General features: G+C 65.0%; 12 protein-coding genes, 3 tRNA genes and 1 pseudogene. 7 read left to right on the top strand and 9 right to left on the bottom strand.

The annotated features are described in order from the left end of the window. The 3 genes from WBA11_RS04675 to WBA11_RS04665 all read right to left on the bottom strand — a co-directional run. The coding region (locus WBA11_RS04675) for a hypothetical protein (RefSeq protein WP_424519558.1) at positions 1-579 on the bottom strand (579 nt) is incomplete at its 3' end. 75 nt (positions 580-654) lie between these two features. Continuing rightward, positions 655-2,055: a M16 family metallopeptidase gene (locus WBA11_RS04670; RefSeq protein ID WP_424519557.1), complete on the bottom strand. Its 1,401-nt coding sequence runs from the start codon at positions 2,053-2,055 to the stop codon at positions 655-657. A gap of 127 nt (positions 2,056-2,182) precedes the next feature. Then, a complete protein-coding gene (locus WBA11_RS04665; RefSeq protein WP_424519556.1) occupies positions 2,183-3,619 on the bottom strand; it encodes a M16 family metallopeptidase in 1,437 nt (478 codons plus the stop codon). A 238-nt stretch (positions 3,620-3,857) separates the two neighbouring features. On the opposite strand from WBA11_RS04665, the gene WBA11_RS04660 reads away from it, so the two are divergent. After that, a complete protein-coding gene (locus WBA11_RS04660) occupies positions 3,858-4,157 on the top strand; it encodes a hypothetical protein (RefSeq protein ID WP_424519555.1) in 300 nt (99 codons plus the stop codon). A 1,179-nt stretch (positions 4,158-5,336) separates the two neighbouring features. Beyond that, the gene (locus tag WBA11_RS04655; protein WP_424519554.1) at positions 5,337-6,950 is read left to right on the top strand and encodes a T9SS type A sorting domain-containing protein; all 1,614 of its coding nucleotides are present in this window, start codon (positions 5,337-5,339) and stop codon (positions 6,948-6,950) included. Between the two features lie 165 nt (positions 6,951-7,115). Here WBA11_RS04655 and WBA11_RS04650 read toward each other — a convergent pair whose 3' ends face one another. Beyond that, positions 7,116-8,756 carry a hypothetical protein gene (locus tag WBA11_RS04650; protein ID WP_424519553.1) on the bottom strand — a complete coding sequence of 547 codons (1,641 nt, stop codon included), beginning with the start codon at positions 8,754-8,756 and terminating at the stop codon, positions 7,116-7,118. An 839-nt stretch (positions 8,757-9,595) separates the two neighbouring features. Here WBA11_RS04650 and WBA11_RS04645 point away from each other — a divergent pair. The 4 genes from WBA11_RS04645 to WBA11_RS04630 all read left to right on the top strand — a co-directional run bounded on the left by WBA11_RS04645 (position 9,596) and on the right by WBA11_RS04630 (position 13,196). After that, entirely contained in the window at positions 9,596-10,525 is a 930-nt protein-coding gene (locus WBA11_RS04645) for a hypothetical protein (RefSeq protein ID WP_424519552.1), read from the top strand. 295 nt (positions 10,526-10,820) lie between these two features. Then, positions 10,821-11,672: a hypothetical protein gene (locus WBA11_RS04640; protein ID WP_424519551.1), complete on the top strand. Its 852-nt coding sequence runs from the start codon at positions 10,821-10,823 to the stop codon at positions 11,670-11,672. Between the two features lie 97 nt (positions 11,673-11,769). Then, on the top strand, positions 11,770-11,895 hold the full coding sequence (locus WBA11_RS04635; RefSeq protein ID WP_424519550.1) for a hypothetical protein: 126 nt from the start codon (positions 11,770-11,772) through the stop codon (positions 11,893-11,895). 422 nt (positions 11,896-12,317) lie between these two features. After that, entirely contained in the window at positions 12,318-13,196 is an 879-nt protein-coding gene (locus tag WBA11_RS04630; RefSeq protein ID WP_424519549.1) for a hypothetical protein, read from the top strand. 353 nt (positions 13,197-13,549) lie between these two features. On the opposite strand, the gene WBA11_RS04625 is transcribed toward WBA11_RS04630, so the two are convergent. The 5 genes from WBA11_RS04625 to WBA11_RS04605 all read right to left on the bottom strand — a co-directional run bounded on the left by WBA11_RS04625 (position 13,550) and on the right by WBA11_RS04605 (position 16,589). Then, positions 13,550-14,926: a T9SS type A sorting domain-containing protein gene (locus WBA11_RS04625; RefSeq protein ID WP_424519548.1), complete on the bottom strand. Its 1,377-nt coding sequence runs from the start codon at positions 14,924-14,926 to the stop codon at positions 13,550-13,552. A gap of 26 nt (positions 14,927-14,952) precedes the next feature. Further along, positions 14,953-16,092 carry a tyrosine-type recombinase/integrase gene (locus WBA11_RS04620; protein WP_424519547.1) on the bottom strand — a complete coding sequence of 380 codons (1,140 nt, stop codon included), beginning with the start codon at positions 16,090-16,092 and terminating at the stop codon, positions 14,953-14,955. A gap of 184 nt (positions 16,093-16,276) precedes the next feature. Beyond that, a tRNA-Cys gene (locus tag WBA11_RS04615) sits at positions 16,277-16,350 on the bottom strand. 70 nt (positions 16,351-16,420) lie between these two features. Further along, positions 16,421-16,494 (bottom strand) — tRNA-Arg (locus WBA11_RS04610). 21 nt (positions 16,495-16,515) lie between these two features. After that, a tRNA-Pro gene (locus WBA11_RS04605) sits at positions 16,516-16,589 on the bottom strand. A 55-nt stretch (positions 16,590-16,644) separates the two neighbouring features. Between WBA11_RS04605 and WBA11_RS04600 the strand changes: the two are divergent. Next, positions 16,645-16,853 (top strand): annotated as a pseudogene (locus WBA11_RS04600) (hypothetical protein); the annotation flags it as partial.

The following is a 16,853-nucleotide window of genomic DNA, read 5'->3' as shown; positions in this document are numbered from 1 at the left end:
CTCCTGGCCCGCCCGCAACTCGACGACCGGGAACGTGAGCGTCCCCCCGACGGCGACCCGCCGGCCCGACCCGTCCTCCGCCACGACCTCGACCCCCGGCACCGTCAGCCGGCCGTCCCGGTACGAGAACGGGCCGGTGCCCGCCGGGAAGGGTGCGCCGAAGTACGTCTCGGACCGCGACGTCGCTCGGTTCACCGATGCCGACGCCGGGTTCGCGCTGACGTCCACGAGCAGGAGCGTGATCGGCCCGTCCTCGAGGTCGAACCCAGGCCGAGATGCGAACGTGATGCTCTCGGCGTAGACGCCGTCCACGGCCTCGCTGTAGCGGTACAGCGAGCTCACGTAGTGGAGCCGATCCTCGAGGGCGCCCGACAGCACGATCCCGCCCTCGCCCCGGGCGCGGAAGTTCGGGACCGACTGGTCCACGCGGCTCGTGAGCAAGACCTCGTCGGCCGTTCCCACGGCCTGCCACGTCCCGACGACAGGGTCCCCGTCGAGGCCGCTGTCCTCGACGGCGGTCGCGTCGCAGCCGGCGACCAGGAGCAGGACGAGCGTGAGAGTGAGAGCGGGGGCGCGCAACGGGGTGGGGGAGCGGGGGCACGACGGTACGTCGCCGCCGGGGGCCGTCCTAGCGCGCGATCTTCACGGCTTCCGCTACTCCAAGACCTCGACCTCGAGGTCGCCGAACGGGGCGAGTTGCTCCTCTACGACGGCCCGGTCGCCGACGACGACGATGGTCAGGTCGTCGGGGCTGAGGTAGTCCGCCGTCACGCGCCGCACGTCGTCGGGTGTCACCGCGTAGACGCGCTCAACGTAGCCCTCGAGGTAGTCGCGGCCCAGCCCGTGCAGGTCGAGGAACGACAGGAACGACGCGATCCCGCCCGGGGACGAGTTCTGCAACGTGAACGTGCCCGCGAGGTAGTTCTGGATCCCCTCGAGCTCCGCCCTCGAGGGCGCCGTGGTGGCCAGGCTGTCGATCTCGTACAGGATCTCCGTGATCGCCGGGCCGGTCGCGGGTGTCTGAATGGCCGCGCTCTCGGCCCAGTAGCCGCTCCGGTAGCGCGACGCGACCGACGAGCCGGGGCTGTAGGTGTAGCCCTTGTCCTCGCGGATGTTGCGCGTGATGCGCGAGCCAAACGAGCCGCCCAACAGCGCGTTCGTGACCGCGAGCGCCACAAAGTCCTCGTTGCTCGGGTCGATCGTCGGCAGGCCGATGGTCACGTTCGACTGCTGCGCGCCGGGTTGATCCACCAGGATCACACGCCGCCCCGTCTGGGCCGTCGGCGGCGTCGGGCTGGTCACGTCGGCGCCGCCTGACCACGCGCCGAACGAGCGGCGGATCGTGTCCTCGACCGTCCGCTCGTCGAACCGGCCGACGACGTAGATCTGGGTCCGGCGGGGGCCGAACTGCGCGTCGTAGAACGCTTGCACGTCCTGGACCGAAGCGGCCTCGATCTGGGCCGCGTCCGGCAGGATGACCGCGGCGTAGGGGTGGTCGCCGTAGAGCGCGCGAGCGAACGCGGCCCGCGCCAACGTCCCCGGCTGCGACCGAGCGACGGCCGCGCTGCGAAGCTGGTTGCGCCGGATCCGGTCGAACGCGTCGGCCGGGAAGGCCGGATTCTGGAGCACGTCCGCCACTAGCCGGACCAGGTCCGGCGTGAACTCGCTCAGCGCCTCGCCGAACACGAACGTCTGGTCGAGGCCGGCTCCCGCGCCCAGCGACCCGCCCATCTCCGCCGCCTCCGTCGCGATCTGCTGCTGCGTCCTCGAGGTCGTGCCTTCGGTTAACAGCCCTGCCGTCAGGTCCGCGAGTGACGATTGCCCCGGCCCCTCGTCCACGTTCCCCACGCGGACGACCGCGCGGATCGTCGCCTTCGGCAACGCGCCGTACGGGACGAGCGTCACCTCGACGCCGTTGTCGAGCGTGAACGACGAGCCCTCGGGCAACGTGAACGGGATCGGGTCGCCGGGCTCCGGCGGCGTCGAGGGGAACGTCTGGGCCATCGCGGGGACGGCGACCAGGAGCGAGAGAGAAAGGAGAAGCGAGCGGATCATGTCGTCAGAGCGGGAGGTCTGTGTCGCCCTCGAGGGCGGAGGCGTTTCGGCCTCGAGGTCAGGGCAGAGGGAGCGTGCGAGGTGGTGCGCCGTTGGCGTCGCCGGCCTAGCGGCTCTCGAGGACGGGCTAGGAGCCGCCGCCGGCGGCCTCGAGGGTGATGACGGTCCGGTTGTCGGGGTGGAGGACCTGCCGCGCCGTTCTGCGGATGAGACCCGGCGTGACAGCCTCGAAGCGCTCGACCAGGCGGTTGATCCGCGACGGGTCGTTGTCGAACAAGGCGAACGTGGCGAGCAGGTCCGCCCGGCCCACGCCGAACGTGCCGCCGATGGTGTCGTAGAGATCGCTGCGGAGCTTGACCTTGGCCCGCTCCAAGACGTCGGCCTCGACGCCGTCGTCGCGGATGGCCTCGATCTCGCGGTCGACGAGGGCGAGCACGGAGTCCGGGTCGGTCTCGGCGTCGTGGATCAGCCAGCCGGACCACAGCATCGGGCCGTTGTAGTTGAACATGTTACCGAGGGGCCAGTTGATGCCGCCCGACACGCTCGAGGTCAGGCCGCTCTCCGTCACCAAGGCCTGGTGCAGGCGGGAGTCGTCGCCGGCGAGCAGGATCTGCTGCAAGAGGCCCATCGCGAAGTAGGCGTCCGAGTTGCGCGGCGGCATGTGGTAGGCGAACGCCAAGGCCGGCCGCGTCGCGAGCGAGTCCACCTTCGAAGTCCGCTTCTCCTCGGTCTGGCGCGGCTCCGACAAGTCGGGGATCGGCGGCACGTCGGCACGGGCGATCCCGCCGAAGTACTCCTCGACCCAGCCCATCACTTGGTCCGGGTCCACGTCGCCGACGACCACCACGGCGGCGTTGTTGGGGGCGTAGTACGTGTCGAAAAAGCTCTGGACGTCCTCCAGGGTGGCGGCCTCGAGGTCGGACAGCTCGCCGTAGAAGTTGTGGGCGTTGTACCAGTTCTCGTTGGCGACCTGGGGCAGGTCGAGCCACGGGAAGCCGCCGTAGGGCGCGTTGATGACGTTGACCCGAACCTCGTTCGAGACCACGCCCTGCTGGTTGGTCAGGTTCTCCTGGGTGATGTCGAGCCCGCGCATCCGGTCGGCCTCGGCCCACAGCATCGTCTCGACGGTGTTTGCGGGGACGACCTCGAAGTAGTTGGTAAAGTCGAACCGGGTCGAGCCGTTCAGGATGCCGCCGTTGCTCTGGACCAGACTGATGAACTCGTTCTTGCCCAGGTTCTCGGAGCCCTGAAACATCATGTGCTCGAACAGGTGGGCGAACCCGGTCCGCTCGCGCGGTTCGATCCTGAACCCGACGTTGTAGTACACCGCGATCACGGCCGTCGGGGCGGTGTCGTCCCGGGACACGACCACTTTGAGACCGTTCGACAGGGTGTCGTACACGACCGGGACGGAGAACGCGGCGGCTTGCTCGGGGGCGAGTTCCTCGGGCGAGAGCGGCCGGAACTCGGGCTCGGTCGAGGCCGGACGGGCGGGCGCCTCCAGGCGGTCGACGGATGAGCAGCCGGCCAGGGCGAGGACGGCGAAGAGAACGGGGAGACGCATGGGCGGAATCGAGGTCGGGGCTACGAGCACGGCTCTGTACGTCCGCTTTGTATGCGGGGTCCGTGGTTCAGCCCTGCCCGTGCCGTCCTCGAAGACGAGCTTGGCGAGCCGAGGGGCCGTGGGCGTTCCGAATCGAGGGCGTAAACGCCAACCGGGAGACGTAGAGGGTGCCGCTTTTGACCTCCACCTGCTCGGTAGAGAGGGATCTCCAGAGCGTCTTCCGAACGGCGCGCCACTCGTGCCCGGCCGCCTTCACTCCTTTTCCAGGCCGCCCGTTGGCCCTGCCTCCACGCGCTTCGCTCTCGCCCTCGCCGCCGTCTTCGCCCTCGCAGTTGTCCCCTCCGCCCAGTCCATTTTCGACCAGGCTTCCGCCCTCGACGCCGTCGAGGCATTGGTCTTCCAAGCCGAGGCGGCCCCGTCGCTCTCTGCTGACCTCGACCTTGAGGCTCATGTCGCGCCGGCCGTCGTGGATGTGCTTTCTGACGACCCCGGCTTACAGGAGAACTCGGGCTCGAGCACGGGCGAGAGCGTCCTGTAAAGGGGCTCCCTCGTCGAGACGACGGCCGCGCTCTACTCGTAGAGGACCGCCCTACTCGTAGAGGACCGCCCTCGAGGCCGCCGTCTGGCTCTGGACCTCCTCGAGGTCGGCCCACGTGGAAACGCCCCGATGATCGAGCAGTCTGAGCCGGATCGGATCCGTCGTTAGAACGCGATCAGCTTTTTCCTGAATCCGGAGCTTCTGGGTACCTCCGATGGAAGCGGACGGTTAGCGTTCTCCCCAAACCCTTCGAGACCATGACGAACGCGACCCTCGGCAACCGCCCGACCGCACGGAATGTCCTCGACCGCGCTGATGATGCGGCCTCTCGCGGCGACTACGAGACGGCCCGGCTCCTCCGGTCTGTCGCCGACAAGATGAGCCCTCGACAGGCTACCCAGCCTAGGCGAGGGCATCGGAAAGACGAACTTCAATCGGGGAAGACCGAGGCCTGAAGCACGTCCTGGGACGAGGCGGATCGGCGCTGAGCCTTGCATTGCGGTCTTCCAGCTACCTCGTCAGGTGGATCACAGAGTCTTAGACCGCGACCGGATGCTCGGTCATCGGGGCTTCGTCTGTCTCTGCTGCCGTTGCAACCCCGTCTGGACAAGACCCAAAGACTGCAAAACCCCGGCTGCCTCTGACGTCCAGAGAGCAACCGGGGCGGGAGGTGCCGACCGGATTTGAACCGGTGTAGCAGGTTTTGCAGACCTGTTCAAGGAGCCAAGCCACGATGCCCCAATCGTGCAAAGCGGCCTGGGATCGAAGGTTCTTCCACTCCCAAGGACGTGGGAGCGAGGTGCGTTCAGCACTATTCCAGCACACGGGGCACCGGCTCGTCTTCTTGCAGCTTGAGAAGGAGCGAGGCTGGGCGCAGATGGCGGAGCCTCAAGAGATCTAGAACATAGCTTGTGGAACCTCCTCGTCCAATCTCGTCCTCGATTTGGAACCTTATCTCCTCCGGCTGACCCATGAGGTGGAACCATCATCCCCCACCCCGCCCCTATGAGGGGGGGGTAGGCAGGGACTCCCGTAGGTTCGGTAGAGATGTACAAGAGCTACGAGACGAGTTCATGTTTGCGGTACCGCCGCCTTCTGCACGCAGCGAGTTGGGCATTAGGTCGTTGCATGGGACACAGTAGAGGAGAGGGGCGCGAAACCGGGGGCATGTTCGTTTGCATGTCCATCGTATTCACCGACTTGTTTTATTCCAAACTCAGCGCCGTGACTGGCCTCGATACGGAGCCGGAGATCTTTGGGGTTGTAGCAGTTCGATTCGCGTCGTCATCTTTGCCTACTCACCTGAATCTGGTTACGACCACCATGAGATTCACTCTCCTTCTCGGGCTCGCATCCGTGGCGGCCGTGTCGGCGTCGGCCCAGCACCGCTTGGTCGCCGATATCATCCCCGGCGCAAACTCCTCGCAGCCCGCGTTCCTTACCTCGTTCAACGGGGCGGTCTACTTCGTCGCCAACGGCGAGGACGAGTTTCACTATTCCCGTTATGTGTACTACGTCTACAGTTACGTGCCAGGCGGCGAGGTCGTGCGGGTGTCCGGCGTCGTCTCTCGTGGGTACCTCGGACGTCTCCAAAGGCTGGCTGTGTACGACGGCGCTCTCTACTTCCCCGGCGAGGTTCTTGGCACGGCCGACGTCGAGTTGCTCCGGTACAGACCTGAAATGGGTGTCGAACTCGCGGCAGACCTCTTGGAGGGAGAAAATGGGTACGGGTCGCAGGTCTCCTCGCTCACCGTCGTAGGTGACGTGCTCTACTTCGCGGCCAGGGGAAGGCTGTGGAGGTATACCGAGGTTGACGGGCCATCCGTGGTGTGGGAGGACTTTCTAGTCGACCACGTCTTGTACGCCTCCGAGGACCAAGACGCGCTGTACGTCAGCAATGGAGGGAATTCTCGCGGCCTCTTCCGGTACACGCCGGAGACGGGAATGCAGAGGGTCGATACCGGAGACATCCGCTACAATCTCTACGACGCATTCGACTACGACGGGTCGACGTACTTCCCCGAGTTCACGGGGCAGAGGCAGCAGGTCCAGCGGCTGTGGCGGCACAACGCCGACGACGGGCTGACGCTGGCCATCGAGGCCGACCCCAACCCGACCTCGGACGAGGGAGGGCGATGGAAGAAAGTCGCCGAGCACGACGGTGACCTATACCTCTCCGCCTCCAGAGGGGACGCCAGCTTCGGGTCCCACACGTTATGGCGGTATACCTCGGACGGAGACCTCGAGGTCGTGGGATTTCCCGAAATGGAGTTCGCGCCAGGAGTCGCCTACGACGGCTCTCTCTACTTCTCTGGGTTCAAGGAGGAGATTGGCTTCGAATTGTGGCGCTACACGCCGGGCTCCGAGCCAGAACTCGTGGCCAACATCCATCAAGGAGCGTCGTCGTCGCATCCCGGAGGCTTTGCTGTCCTCGGCGACACGTTGTATTTCACAGCCCTAGAGTCGCAAACAGGATGGGAGCTTTATGCCTACTCTGCGGCCCCCAAGGTGACCTCGGTCGGTGACGGACCCGAGGGGGAGTTCGGCCTCGCAGTATCGCCGAACCCTTCGTCAGGCCCGGTCGATATTAGACTGTCCGCTGAGACTGGATCTTCAGTTCGAGTCTCAGTCTTTGACGCTGTTGGTCGAGAGGTGTCCGTCTTGTACGACGGTGTAGCGAGAGGCGAGATGCAGTTCCGCCTCGAACGAGGGCCTCTGCCGCCCGGCACATACATCGTTCGAGTATCGAGCGCGGGTTCCAGCGCGAACAGGACGTTCACCGTCGCGCGGTAAACGCATCAGGAGCCTCGAGGTTGGCTCAGGCGTGTGAACGGGTGGCGACCCGGACCGATCCTCCAGGCCGCGCCATCAACCCCCCACCCCGCCCCCATGAGGAGGAGTGGGACCTAGGGACTCCGGTAGGTCGAGTAGAGATGTACGAGAGCCTCGAGACGGGCCTCAGGTTTGCGCTGGCGCCATCTTCTGCACGAGGCATGTCGGAACCCCGAACTGGGCGGCTTGCGCGTCCACGGCCGCTGTCACCTGCCGTGCGTGCCGCTCCGCCTTCGTTGGATCGGACATCGCGAGGGAGAACCCGTCGTGCTGCCACAGGGTGAGGTGCAGGTCCCGCTGCTTGCGCACGACCTCGAGGGCGGGGTACACAATAGCAAGCTCCATCGCCTGGGCGAGTTGTGCGAGGACGGAGCGAGGCGATACCTCTGGGCCGCGCGAGCTTCCATCTCTGACCGGAATGAACCTGTCGTAGCAGTCACGGGCACCACCATTCTCCTCGATCCCGGCGAGGACGAGATCCCGGTGTTCGAGCATGGACTCAATGACTGGGAACGCCACGAACCGGTTTGCGGCGTTGGGTCCGAGGTTAGAGAGGTTGGTCCCCTGGAGCTTCCGTGTCAGTTTGCCCTTGACCCCTCGAGTGCTCATTCCAAATAGGGCGCTGTAGAGAGCTTGCTTGAACGCGGGCTTGACCTCTTCCCACTCTGTCGACCCGACCTCGAGGCCGAACGCTTTGGATATGTCGTCCCATACGTCGTACCCGTCGGAGAGCATATCGCAGACCTCCTTGTCTCCCCATTGCCGTGCTGCGATGGCGAGTTGAGACGAGCGGAGGTCGAACTCGGGCCAGTCAGCGGTCAGGACCCGCCGGAGCGGCGCGGGAAGCGTCAGGAGCGACGCTGATGCCGGGAAGATCCGAACCGAGCGGCGGAGGTCGCTCAACTGGTAGAGGGGCCTCGGAGCATCCTGGACGGCATTGAGAACAGCGAGCGCCGACGATCTCTTCCGGGCGTCTGGGATCAAGGTCGCGAGTTCGAGAGCTTCGGATATGTGGGCCTGGACCGCCGACGTGAATAGGCGGGACGAGAGCCTGTTCATGTGTTGTAACACCCCATACGAGTCGGCAGGGTAGGGGAGGACGCCGTCCTCTTCGTCGATCTGGAGGTGGCGTGAGGTCTCGTAGGCTATGGCCTTTTCGGTCCGTGTCCTCGCTCCTCGAGCTTTTTTGGGCGTCCTCGTCTCGCCGGAGATAAACCAGACGGGCGTTTCAATCTCGCCGAGAGGGCAGGCCATCTCGCGTTCGATGGCGGCTTGTACGTCAGTCCTGAGGCCGAGCGTCCTAATTCTCCTGGCGAGTCCCCGATCCTTGTCAGCGTTGGCCCACTGGAGTCCCGGAAACGCCCGGTCCCTCGCGTCTTCCAAGAACAGCTTCCCACTAAACGATTTGTTCTTGGCCTCCCTGCTCTGACCGGCGATTCGCGCGAGGACCCCGTACGGCACGGGCACCCAACCCGTGTTCGGGCACAGGACAGTCGCGTACACGACGTGGGCGAAGAAACGACGCAAGACCACGCTGGCCTGAAGCGCTGGGTACGCATCGAGGACCAACTCCCGTAGGGCGAGAGAACAGACCGGATTGTGGGCGCGGACGGGGGGATGTTGGTCGCCGCTAGCGTCCTCAACCTCATCGGCTTCGATCTCTCCCCTGTCGGAATCGGCGAGTCTGGCTTCTCTGAGGGGTTCTGCGCCCTTTTTCTCTTTCGGCTCAGTCTCTTCCTGGGTCTCACTACTACGGAGTATGGGCATGAGGGCCTTTCCTCCTCCTTCCCTTTCCCCTATCCCCTCCCCTGCTTTCGGGTGCGAGTCCGTTGGGCGTCCTTGACGTGGAGGTCGATCAGGGGCCACGTCTCCCGGCCTGGAGGTCGCTGAGTCTCGTGTAGGTTTGAGGTTTGGAGTCCCATCCGGGAGGCTCGAGGCGGCGGCTTGTTCATTCGTCGGATCGTACATTCGAGGTTGTTGAGCTAGTTGTCTAGTGAGTCGATCATATTTGGCACGGTTGTTGCTTTAGCTTGCCAAGCATAGCCTCTGTGCCCGTGGCTGGCAAGCCCAGAGGGCCAATTCATCTCTGCTCAACAGGTATGTCCTGTTGTGAGTCTTTAATGGTGCCGCTTCCATTGTCCCCCCGTTAGGTGCTGCAACGAGTTGTGGGGGATTGGCGGCTGTTGCAAACCGTTGCAGATGAGGCCCATCAGGGACCATGCGCCAGCCATCTATCCCCCAGCCGGCGCAGGTGCATCAATCGGGGGAACGATGGCCGCCGCTTCCATCTCGAGGTAAGAGCTGACCTCGACGGTACCCTCGACCGTGGACCGCTCACCATCGAGGGTGACGTAGAGGCGGGCCGCACCGGGTGCAGCGGCTTCGACAGGTTCAAGGGGGATCGGACAGCGGGCGTCACCGGGGAGGCCGATGCAACTCCGCGGGTGTGCTTTGCGGTCGAGGTCGGCCAGATCGCGGCTGAGTCCGGAGACGTGACCGCAATGAAAGCTCACGCGGCTCGTTGAGCGATCTGGGGGCTGCGAGATGGCCTTGGACTTCTTTCGCAGCCCCCTACTTTGAGACCTAGAGTCAGAGCCCCCACGACGTTGACCCGATTCCTCGCCGTTGCCGTCCTAATCCTCGCGGTCGCGGCCTGCGACTCCTCTGTCCCAGCGCCCACGGGTCCCTCGCTCACCGAGCTCGAGTTGGTCTACCACTCCCAACTCTCGATCACAACGGAGGGTTACGAGTACGTCGACCCCGACGAGAACTGTCTGTTCGGGCCGTACGACGGCCAAGGAGGAGGCTACCTCGAGGCCGGACGGCTCCGTTTCGGCGACGGCGGCCGGTTCGAGTTCTACGCCGAGACCGCTCTCCAGCAGAGCGAGACCGTCGAGCGCGACACGTTGACGGTGACCGGCAACTACGAGCGCCACGGGCCGCTCCTCGAGCTCCGTCTCGACGCGGGGGACCACGTGTGGTACGGGACGGTCGGCCCCCACCCCGAGTCGCCCACGACCGTCGTCCTCGGTGACTACAGTGACCAAGGCTCGGCGTTCGGGGCAGCTCAGCCCTCGGGGCTCAACGGGAGAGACTGTGGCCTCGCGATGTTCACGCCGGAGGGCGTCGAGCCCGACCGTTCGATCGTCTCAGAGCCAGGGGCGAGGGCGGAGTCGTTCGACTTCGTCGGTGTCATCGCCTCCTGGGGGTATCAGGAGGTGCCTCTCAGGTTCGGACGCCAGGCGAACAACATGATCGAGGGCGGCACGCTCACGCTCCGCCCCGACGGCACGTACCACATACTCATCCTCGATGTCGAAGGCGACAACTACCACCCGACGAACACGTGGCGTAGCGACAAGGAGTCTGAGGGGACGTACGTGGACCACGGAGGGCTCCTCGCGTTCGACGTCGGGACGGCCGCCATGGGGTTCGGGTGGTCCGACGGCGACACGCTCCGCGTGGGCGTCGAGCAAGGTCCCACGTGGCCGATCCGCGTCTGGGACACGACCGACCGGATCCTCGTCCGCAATTGACCCAGGTCGCTTCCAGCCGATCGGCGTTGCGTGTGGAGCTTTACGGCCAGCCCGTGGGGAGGGCCTTGCTGTGGCCTTTCGTTGCGCCGTGATCGGTTGCTACTCTGATGTCCCCTTGATTGGGTCACAAGCCGCTGAACGTTGTCGGCACCATGGCGACACGTGCAGCTCTCACTGACATACGAATCTTGGAATGCGCCACTTTTCTCTAGTCCTGTTCGCGGCCATAATGGCGTCAGCCTGTGACTCCTCAGGCCCTGTGGTCCCCACCGACCAGCCACCGCTCGGAGCCTCGTTGACCGAGCTCGAGCTAGTCTACCGGTCTCAGTTGTACAACGACTACACTGAGGGCGACATGACCTCGCCGCTCGGGTGCTGGTTCGGCCCGTACGACGGCCGCGAAGGGGGCGCGATCGAGGACGCCCGTCTCGCGTTCGACGACGACGGCCGGTTCTCCCTCGACGTCGCGACGCAGATGAGACGCCTCGTCGACGGCGAAATGGTGGCCTTCCAAGACACTTTCGCCGTCGTCGGCGACTACGACCGCCGCGGGCCGCTCCTCGAGCTGCAGCTCGATGGGGGCGACCACACTTGGTACGGCACGGCCGGACCCGACCCCCGTGCGCCGACGACCGTGGTCCTCGGCGACTACGGCACCGACGGGATCGCGTTCGGGAACGGGCTCACAGGCACCAGCAGAGAGTGCGGGTTGGCCGTGCTGACGCCAGAAGGCGTCGAGCCCGACTGGTCTGTGAGCTACGAGCCGGGCACGCGGTCGGAGTCTTACGACTTCGAGGCGATCGTCGCTCACGAGGGGGCCGTCTGGTCGCTGCCCCTCATCTTCGGGAGGCGGGCAAACAACCGGATCGAGGGCGGAACGCTCTCGCTCCGGCCCGACGGGACCTACCGGATCTACATCCGCGATGTCGTCGGCGACGACTACCACGAGTCGAACACGTGGCGCGATGACAAGGAGAGTGAGGGGACGTACACCGAGTACGGCGGTCTCATCGCGTTCGACGTCGGGACGTCCCGGCTCGGGTTCGGCGTGATCGACGGGGCCGCGATGCGTGTCCTCGTCGAGCAGGGTCCGGTCTGGCCGATGAGGATCTGGGGCGGTGCGGACAGACTCCTCGTCCGCAACTGAGCTGGAGGCCGAGAGACCCAAGCTGCGTCGCCACACGCCGTCGCGACGAGCGTCGATGCCGTGTGGAAGTGTTCGCGAGCCGGGGGCGAAGTACGAGATGCGCCGCCTCGCCCGGACCGAAAGGTCGGCCGCCGTCCGTCTCGCGGCCGAGCACGGCGTGAATCACAGCGCGGCGTACTCCGCCATCTCTGGCAAGACGTGGAAGCACCTGCCGACGCCATAACAGCTCCTGTCGGGGGGTGTCCGCGGTCGCGAACGGCACTGGTGCCTCTGAGGAGGGTTTCTACCCCGCACGCCTCCACAGCACGACCAGACCAGACAGCCCGCGCACTGGCCGACCGCGAGAGTGACGCGGTCGAGTCCGGCGACGTGACTGCAATGGAAGGGTGCGCGGCTCGTTGAGCAAACTGGGGGCGGCGGTGTGGCCTCGAACACGGTTCGCCGCTCCCTACTTTGAGACCTAGCGCCCGAGCCTCCACGATGTTGACCCGACTCCTCGCCATTGCCGTCCTAGCCCTCGTGGTCTCGGCCTGCGACTCCTCCGTCCTCGAAGAGACGCCGCAATCGAACCGGGGCGGAGTCCAGAGTGAGGGGGCCAGCGACGGGGTACCGCCTCGGAGCGCCGGGCCCTCGGTCGGGGCGTCTTTGACCGAGCTCGAGCTCGTGTACCGGTCGCAGTTGTACTACAGCTTCGGGTCGCAGGGCGACGAGGTCTCCTCTTACAGGTGCACGTTCGGTCCCTACGACGGCCGCAGGGGGGGCGGCCTCGACTACGCCCGGCTCCGGTTCGGAGACGACGGCCGGTTCTCGCTCTATGCCGAGACGAAGCTGACCTACGCCGGAGCAGAGACGACCGTCGCCCGGGACACCTTCGACATCGCGGGCGACTACGAACGCCGGGGGCCGCTCCTCGAACTCCGCCTCGACGGCGGCGATTACGTCTGGTACGGCACGGCGGGGCCAGACCCCCGCAGCCCGACGACCGTGGTCCTCGGCGACTACAGCCCGGAGGGGATCGCGTTCGGCGGTGGCGGTAGCCAGTCCTCCCGCGAGTGCGGGTTGGCTCTCCTGACGCCCGAGGGGGTCGATCCCGATTGGTCGATCGCTCCCTCGATGCCTGGCTCGAGGTCGGGGCCGCACGTACCGGCCCCGAGGTCGGAGTCGTACGACTTCCAGGCCACCGTCACCCGCGGTGTCGTCCGGCGGCTCCCATTCATCTTCGGGAGACTGGCGAACAACCGGGTAGAGGGCGGGACGCTCACGCTCAAGCCCGACGGGACGTACCACGTCGTCATCCGCGGTGTCAACGGCGACTCGTACAACGTGTCGAACACGGCGCCCTACGAAAGCGAGGCCGAGGGGACCTACGTGGACTACGGAGGACTCATCGCGTTCGACATCGGGACGTCCCGGCTCGGGTTCGGCGTTGTCGACGGGGCCTCACTCCGGGTGCTCGTGGAGGACGGACCGCGCTGGCCCATAGCGATCGTGGGCGACGCGGATCGGCTCTTCGTCCGCAACTGAGTCGGTGCGATTCTGGGATTTGACAAGTAAACGCTCATAGCGCATAGTGAACACCTTTCGCTAAGCCCGAAGGCGGTTTCGGGATTCAACCATGGACGACCACCGGGTCACAAAGCGCCCGCACCAAGCACGCCTGAAAACAGCACTCCACTCGCTTTATCGCTCCCTAACCTGCCTCGTGCACTCTCCAAACGGACAACATAGTTCCGTTGGTTGCTGGACCTCGCTTTGGGCCGATACATCCTATTGGAGTCCTGACATTCACATTGTCCGGGCGTAGATCTCGAGAAGAGCGGCGCTGGCTCGGATGGTCGTGACTTGTTGACCGAAGAATATGCGGTCTCGGACCGATGCTACCGCGTCACAGTGATCTGGGTTGACGCGGTACCGCGCTCCCCATTAGCTCGAACGACGTAGACACCTGGAGGCCAGGATCCAATCTCGACTTCGAGTTGAAGTCGTCTCGTCATCGGACCTGTGTGGATCGTCGCAACCAACCGGCCGAGCACATCGAACGCCTCGACGGTCGCGTCGCCCTCGAGGCCGACGACTTCGACCCTAGTGGAGTGGGAGGCCGGGTTTGGTTGCACCGTGAGGGCCGCATCGAGGACGTTGGGTATCTGACTACTGGTACTCACAGGAACGCGTCCCTGAGACCATACTCCTTCGCCAGTGCGACGCCACACAGTTCGGTCGGCTAGCGCCAATAGCGTTCCGGCCTGTGTCCGCTCGAGAGCCGTCACGGCCCCCTCGAGGCCGTCACGTGTCCACGAGGCCCCATGGTCACGCGAGACGAGAGCTCCCTTGTCGGTTCCAAAGTGAACGGCTCCGTCATCGCCTACGTCGAGTGCTCGGACCTCCGTCGCCGAGTCTGGGAGCGCGACTCGAGTCCAAACCGAGTCCTGCGGTGGGAGCCGGTACAGGCTCGGCGAGAGCTGATACAGCTCGGTCTCTTCCCCCCGAGTCCAAGCGTAGAGCGTTCCGTCCGGGCCTAAGCGAGCGCGTTCGTTCACGAGATCGAACCCGAATGTGCTCTCGGCCTCTTCGAACCCGGTCGTCTCCGTAAACATCCACGTCACGCCTCGATCTTCGGACCGGGCGACGCCGGAGCAAGGGTCAGAGCCGTCGTCACAGATCCCGACGTGTTCGACCCCGTTGTAGATCGCGGCGAAGTCCCCCCTGGCAGCGACGGCCGTACCGAACCGTAGTGTTTCGATGCTCTGCCGCCCGTCGGGTCCCACCGCGTTCCGCCACGAGAATCCGTCATTCCTCGAGACGGTAAAGCGTCGGTAGTTGCCTCCGCGGCCATCTCCGTAGCCAGCGATGACGAACCCGCCGTCGATCGAAACCGCAAAGTGATCAGCGGGGTTGCCACCTGCCTCGAACTCGGTCCACGTCTGTCCGCCGTCATCAGACCGGACCTGAGTATTGTAAGACGACGAGTTGAACTGGCGGGCATACTCCCAGGCGAGGATCACGCCGTTCGAGGTCACAACCGGTCTGGTCAGGGCAAACGAGTATCCATCCCGAGTATCTGGGAACGGGCTCACGGGTTGCCACGAGACGCCACCGTCGTCGGTCCTGCTGACTCGGCCTCGAGTCAGGCTCGTGACGTACGCTGTGTCGCCGGGGCCCGTGAACAGACGGACGAGGTCGGTCCGTTCGGACTGTGCGGTCGCAGGTACAGCCAGCAGTGCGAGAGCGACGAGGAAGAGGACGAGCGTACGCATGGTCGTCGGGATCTGATGGGGCAGGGCTAAGTGCAGGCCTTCTGTTGATCTGACGCGAGACTACCAAAGGCCGTTTGGATCTGTGAGGCAAATGCACTGGGGGATAGATGCATGTACCGCTCGGTCACGCGGACGCTGGAGTGCCCGAGGTACAAGCGAATGGCTTCCACGGCGCATCCACGCTCGGCAAGCCATGACGCGCACGTGTGCCGTGTTGTGTGAAAACAAACGTCCTCGGATAGGCCCGCAAGGCGTGCGTACCTCTTGAATCGCCGCGAGAGGTAGTGGCGTGTGAGTTGTCTCGACGCTGGGGACACCCTGAACACGTAGCGTTGCGCGTTTCTCGACTGCTTGTACACGCGTTCGAGGACTTCGAGGGGGCGATCCGGGAGTGGTAGGGTTCTCTCCTTTCCTGACTTGGTCGTGAACCCATCCCGATTACGAACCGTGAGCGTGGCCCGCTCGAGGTCGACATCCTCCCATTGGAGATTGCACACTTCGCTAACTCGGAGCCCGAGGTACACGTTCGCCTCGATGATCGGGACGATCCAAAGCGACGAGTCCGAAGGGACGCGGGGATTGATCGCGGCATCCCACTTGACCGCGAGGACCAACCGGAGCACTTCCTCCTTGGATAGATACCGAGGTGCCTTCGCGGGCACCCGCTGGAGTCGAACACCCGCAACAGGGTTTGTCGCTATGAACCCTATGCCGACGAGCCAGTTGAAGAACGGTGAGAGTGTCGTGCTGTATGTCTTGCGAGTGACTGCTTTGCGGTCTCGTCCCTTGAGGAACGATTCGATGTGATCGGATCCAACCGACGACAACGGGAAGTCGCTGCCCAACTCGCGGACGAGGAGTCCGATCACAGTCCGGTATTTCGCGAGCGTGTGCGGGCGGAGGTCCCTGCGTGCGGCGAGAAACCCATCGAGGGCGGGTCCCAACGTCTCGATCTGTTCGGCCTCGAGGACGGATGCCCAAGGATCGAACGTGCCGAGAGCGTACTCGTCCTCGAGTTTGCGGAACGCCCGGTCAGCCACCCGGCGGCGTTTCGTCTTGAGGGGGACTTGCTTGCGCTTCGGCTGTCGCGACGAATCGTAGAACTGGGCGTAGTAAAGGCCCTTTTGATGAACGAGGGAAGCCATGTCTTGCTTGAAGTAGAGCAAGAAGACCGAGCCGAGCGCTCCCGTTCGAGTTCAGCACTATTCCAGCACACCCCTCCAGAATGCCTCGATTCAATGGTGCCGAGGCAGAGGGGCTAGGCACAGGTCTGCCGGTTGGCTCGGCAGTACGATTTCCCTCAGGATGATCGAAAAAAGGGCTCAGAGACCGAAATAGTCCCTGAGCCCCTGGAGGTGCCGACCGGATTTGAACCGGTGTAGCAGGTTTTGCAGACCTGTGCCTAGCCACTCGGCCACGGCACCATCGAGGACAAACCTACGGACTCGAAGCCAGACTCCGCACGGACCGTCCGCGAAGACGCGACCTCGAGGGCGGGCCTGCCAGGACTCGAACCTGGAACCCTCGACTTAGAAGGTCGACGCTCTATCCGGTTGAGCTACAGGCCCAGGGCCGGGTGGCCCGGCCAGTCGGGGCGGCGGGATTTGAACCCACGACCTCCTGCTCCCAAAGCAGGCGCGCTACCGAGCTGCGCCACGCCCCGAACGGACACCGGAAGATAGGCGCGTCCTACCTTGGGAATCGCACGCCCTGACCGCATGACCGATATCTCCACGTTCGCCCGCCCTCTCCGCATCGTCTGGCTCGCTGTGTGTGCCGGGGCGGCCATCGCCGCCGGGGTGTTCGGCGCGCTCGCGGCCTCGAGGCCGGCGCCGATGCCGGAGCACGGCGAGACGGCCTTCTACATCGTGGCGCTGATCTCGCTGGTAGGAATGGGAGCGGCGCTCGCGCTCAACCGCGCGATGGA

Source organism: Rubrivirga sp. (assembly GCF_049648075.1).
GTDB lineage: Bacteria > Bacteroidota > Rhodothermia > Rhodothermales > Rubricoccaceae > Rubrivirga.
Note: the sequence above shows the minus strand (reverse complement) of the source record. Positions and strands in the feature narration are given on the sequence as shown.

What these genes read in the sequence shown, in the direction of transcription:
- WBA11_RS04625 (WP_424519548.1), bottom strand. Translation starts at nt 14,926, where the DNA reads ATGCGTACGCTCGTCCTCTTCCTCGTCGCTCTCGCACTGCTGGCTGTA.
- WBA11_RS04665 (WP_424519556.1), bottom strand. Translation starts at nt 3,619, where the DNA reads ATGCGTCTCCCCGTTCTCTTCGCCGTCCTCGCCCTGGCCGGCTGCTCA.
- WBA11_RS04650 (WP_424519553.1), bottom strand. Translation starts at nt 8,756, where the DNA reads ATGCCCATACTCCGTAGTAGTGAGACCCAGGAAGAGACTGAGCCGAAA.
- WBA11_RS04655 (WP_424519554.1), top strand. Translation starts at nt 5,337, where the DNA reads ATGTCCATCGTATTCACCGACTTGTTTTATTCCAAACTCAGCGCCGTG.
- WBA11_RS04670 (WP_424519557.1), bottom strand. Translation starts at nt 2,055, where the DNA reads ATGATCCGCTCGCTTCTCCTTTCTCTCTCGCTCCTGGTCGCCGTCCCC.
- WBA11_RS04635 (WP_424519550.1), top strand. Translation starts at nt 11,770, where the DNA reads ATGCGCCGCCTCGCCCGGACCGAAAGGTCGGCCGCCGTCCGTCTCGCG.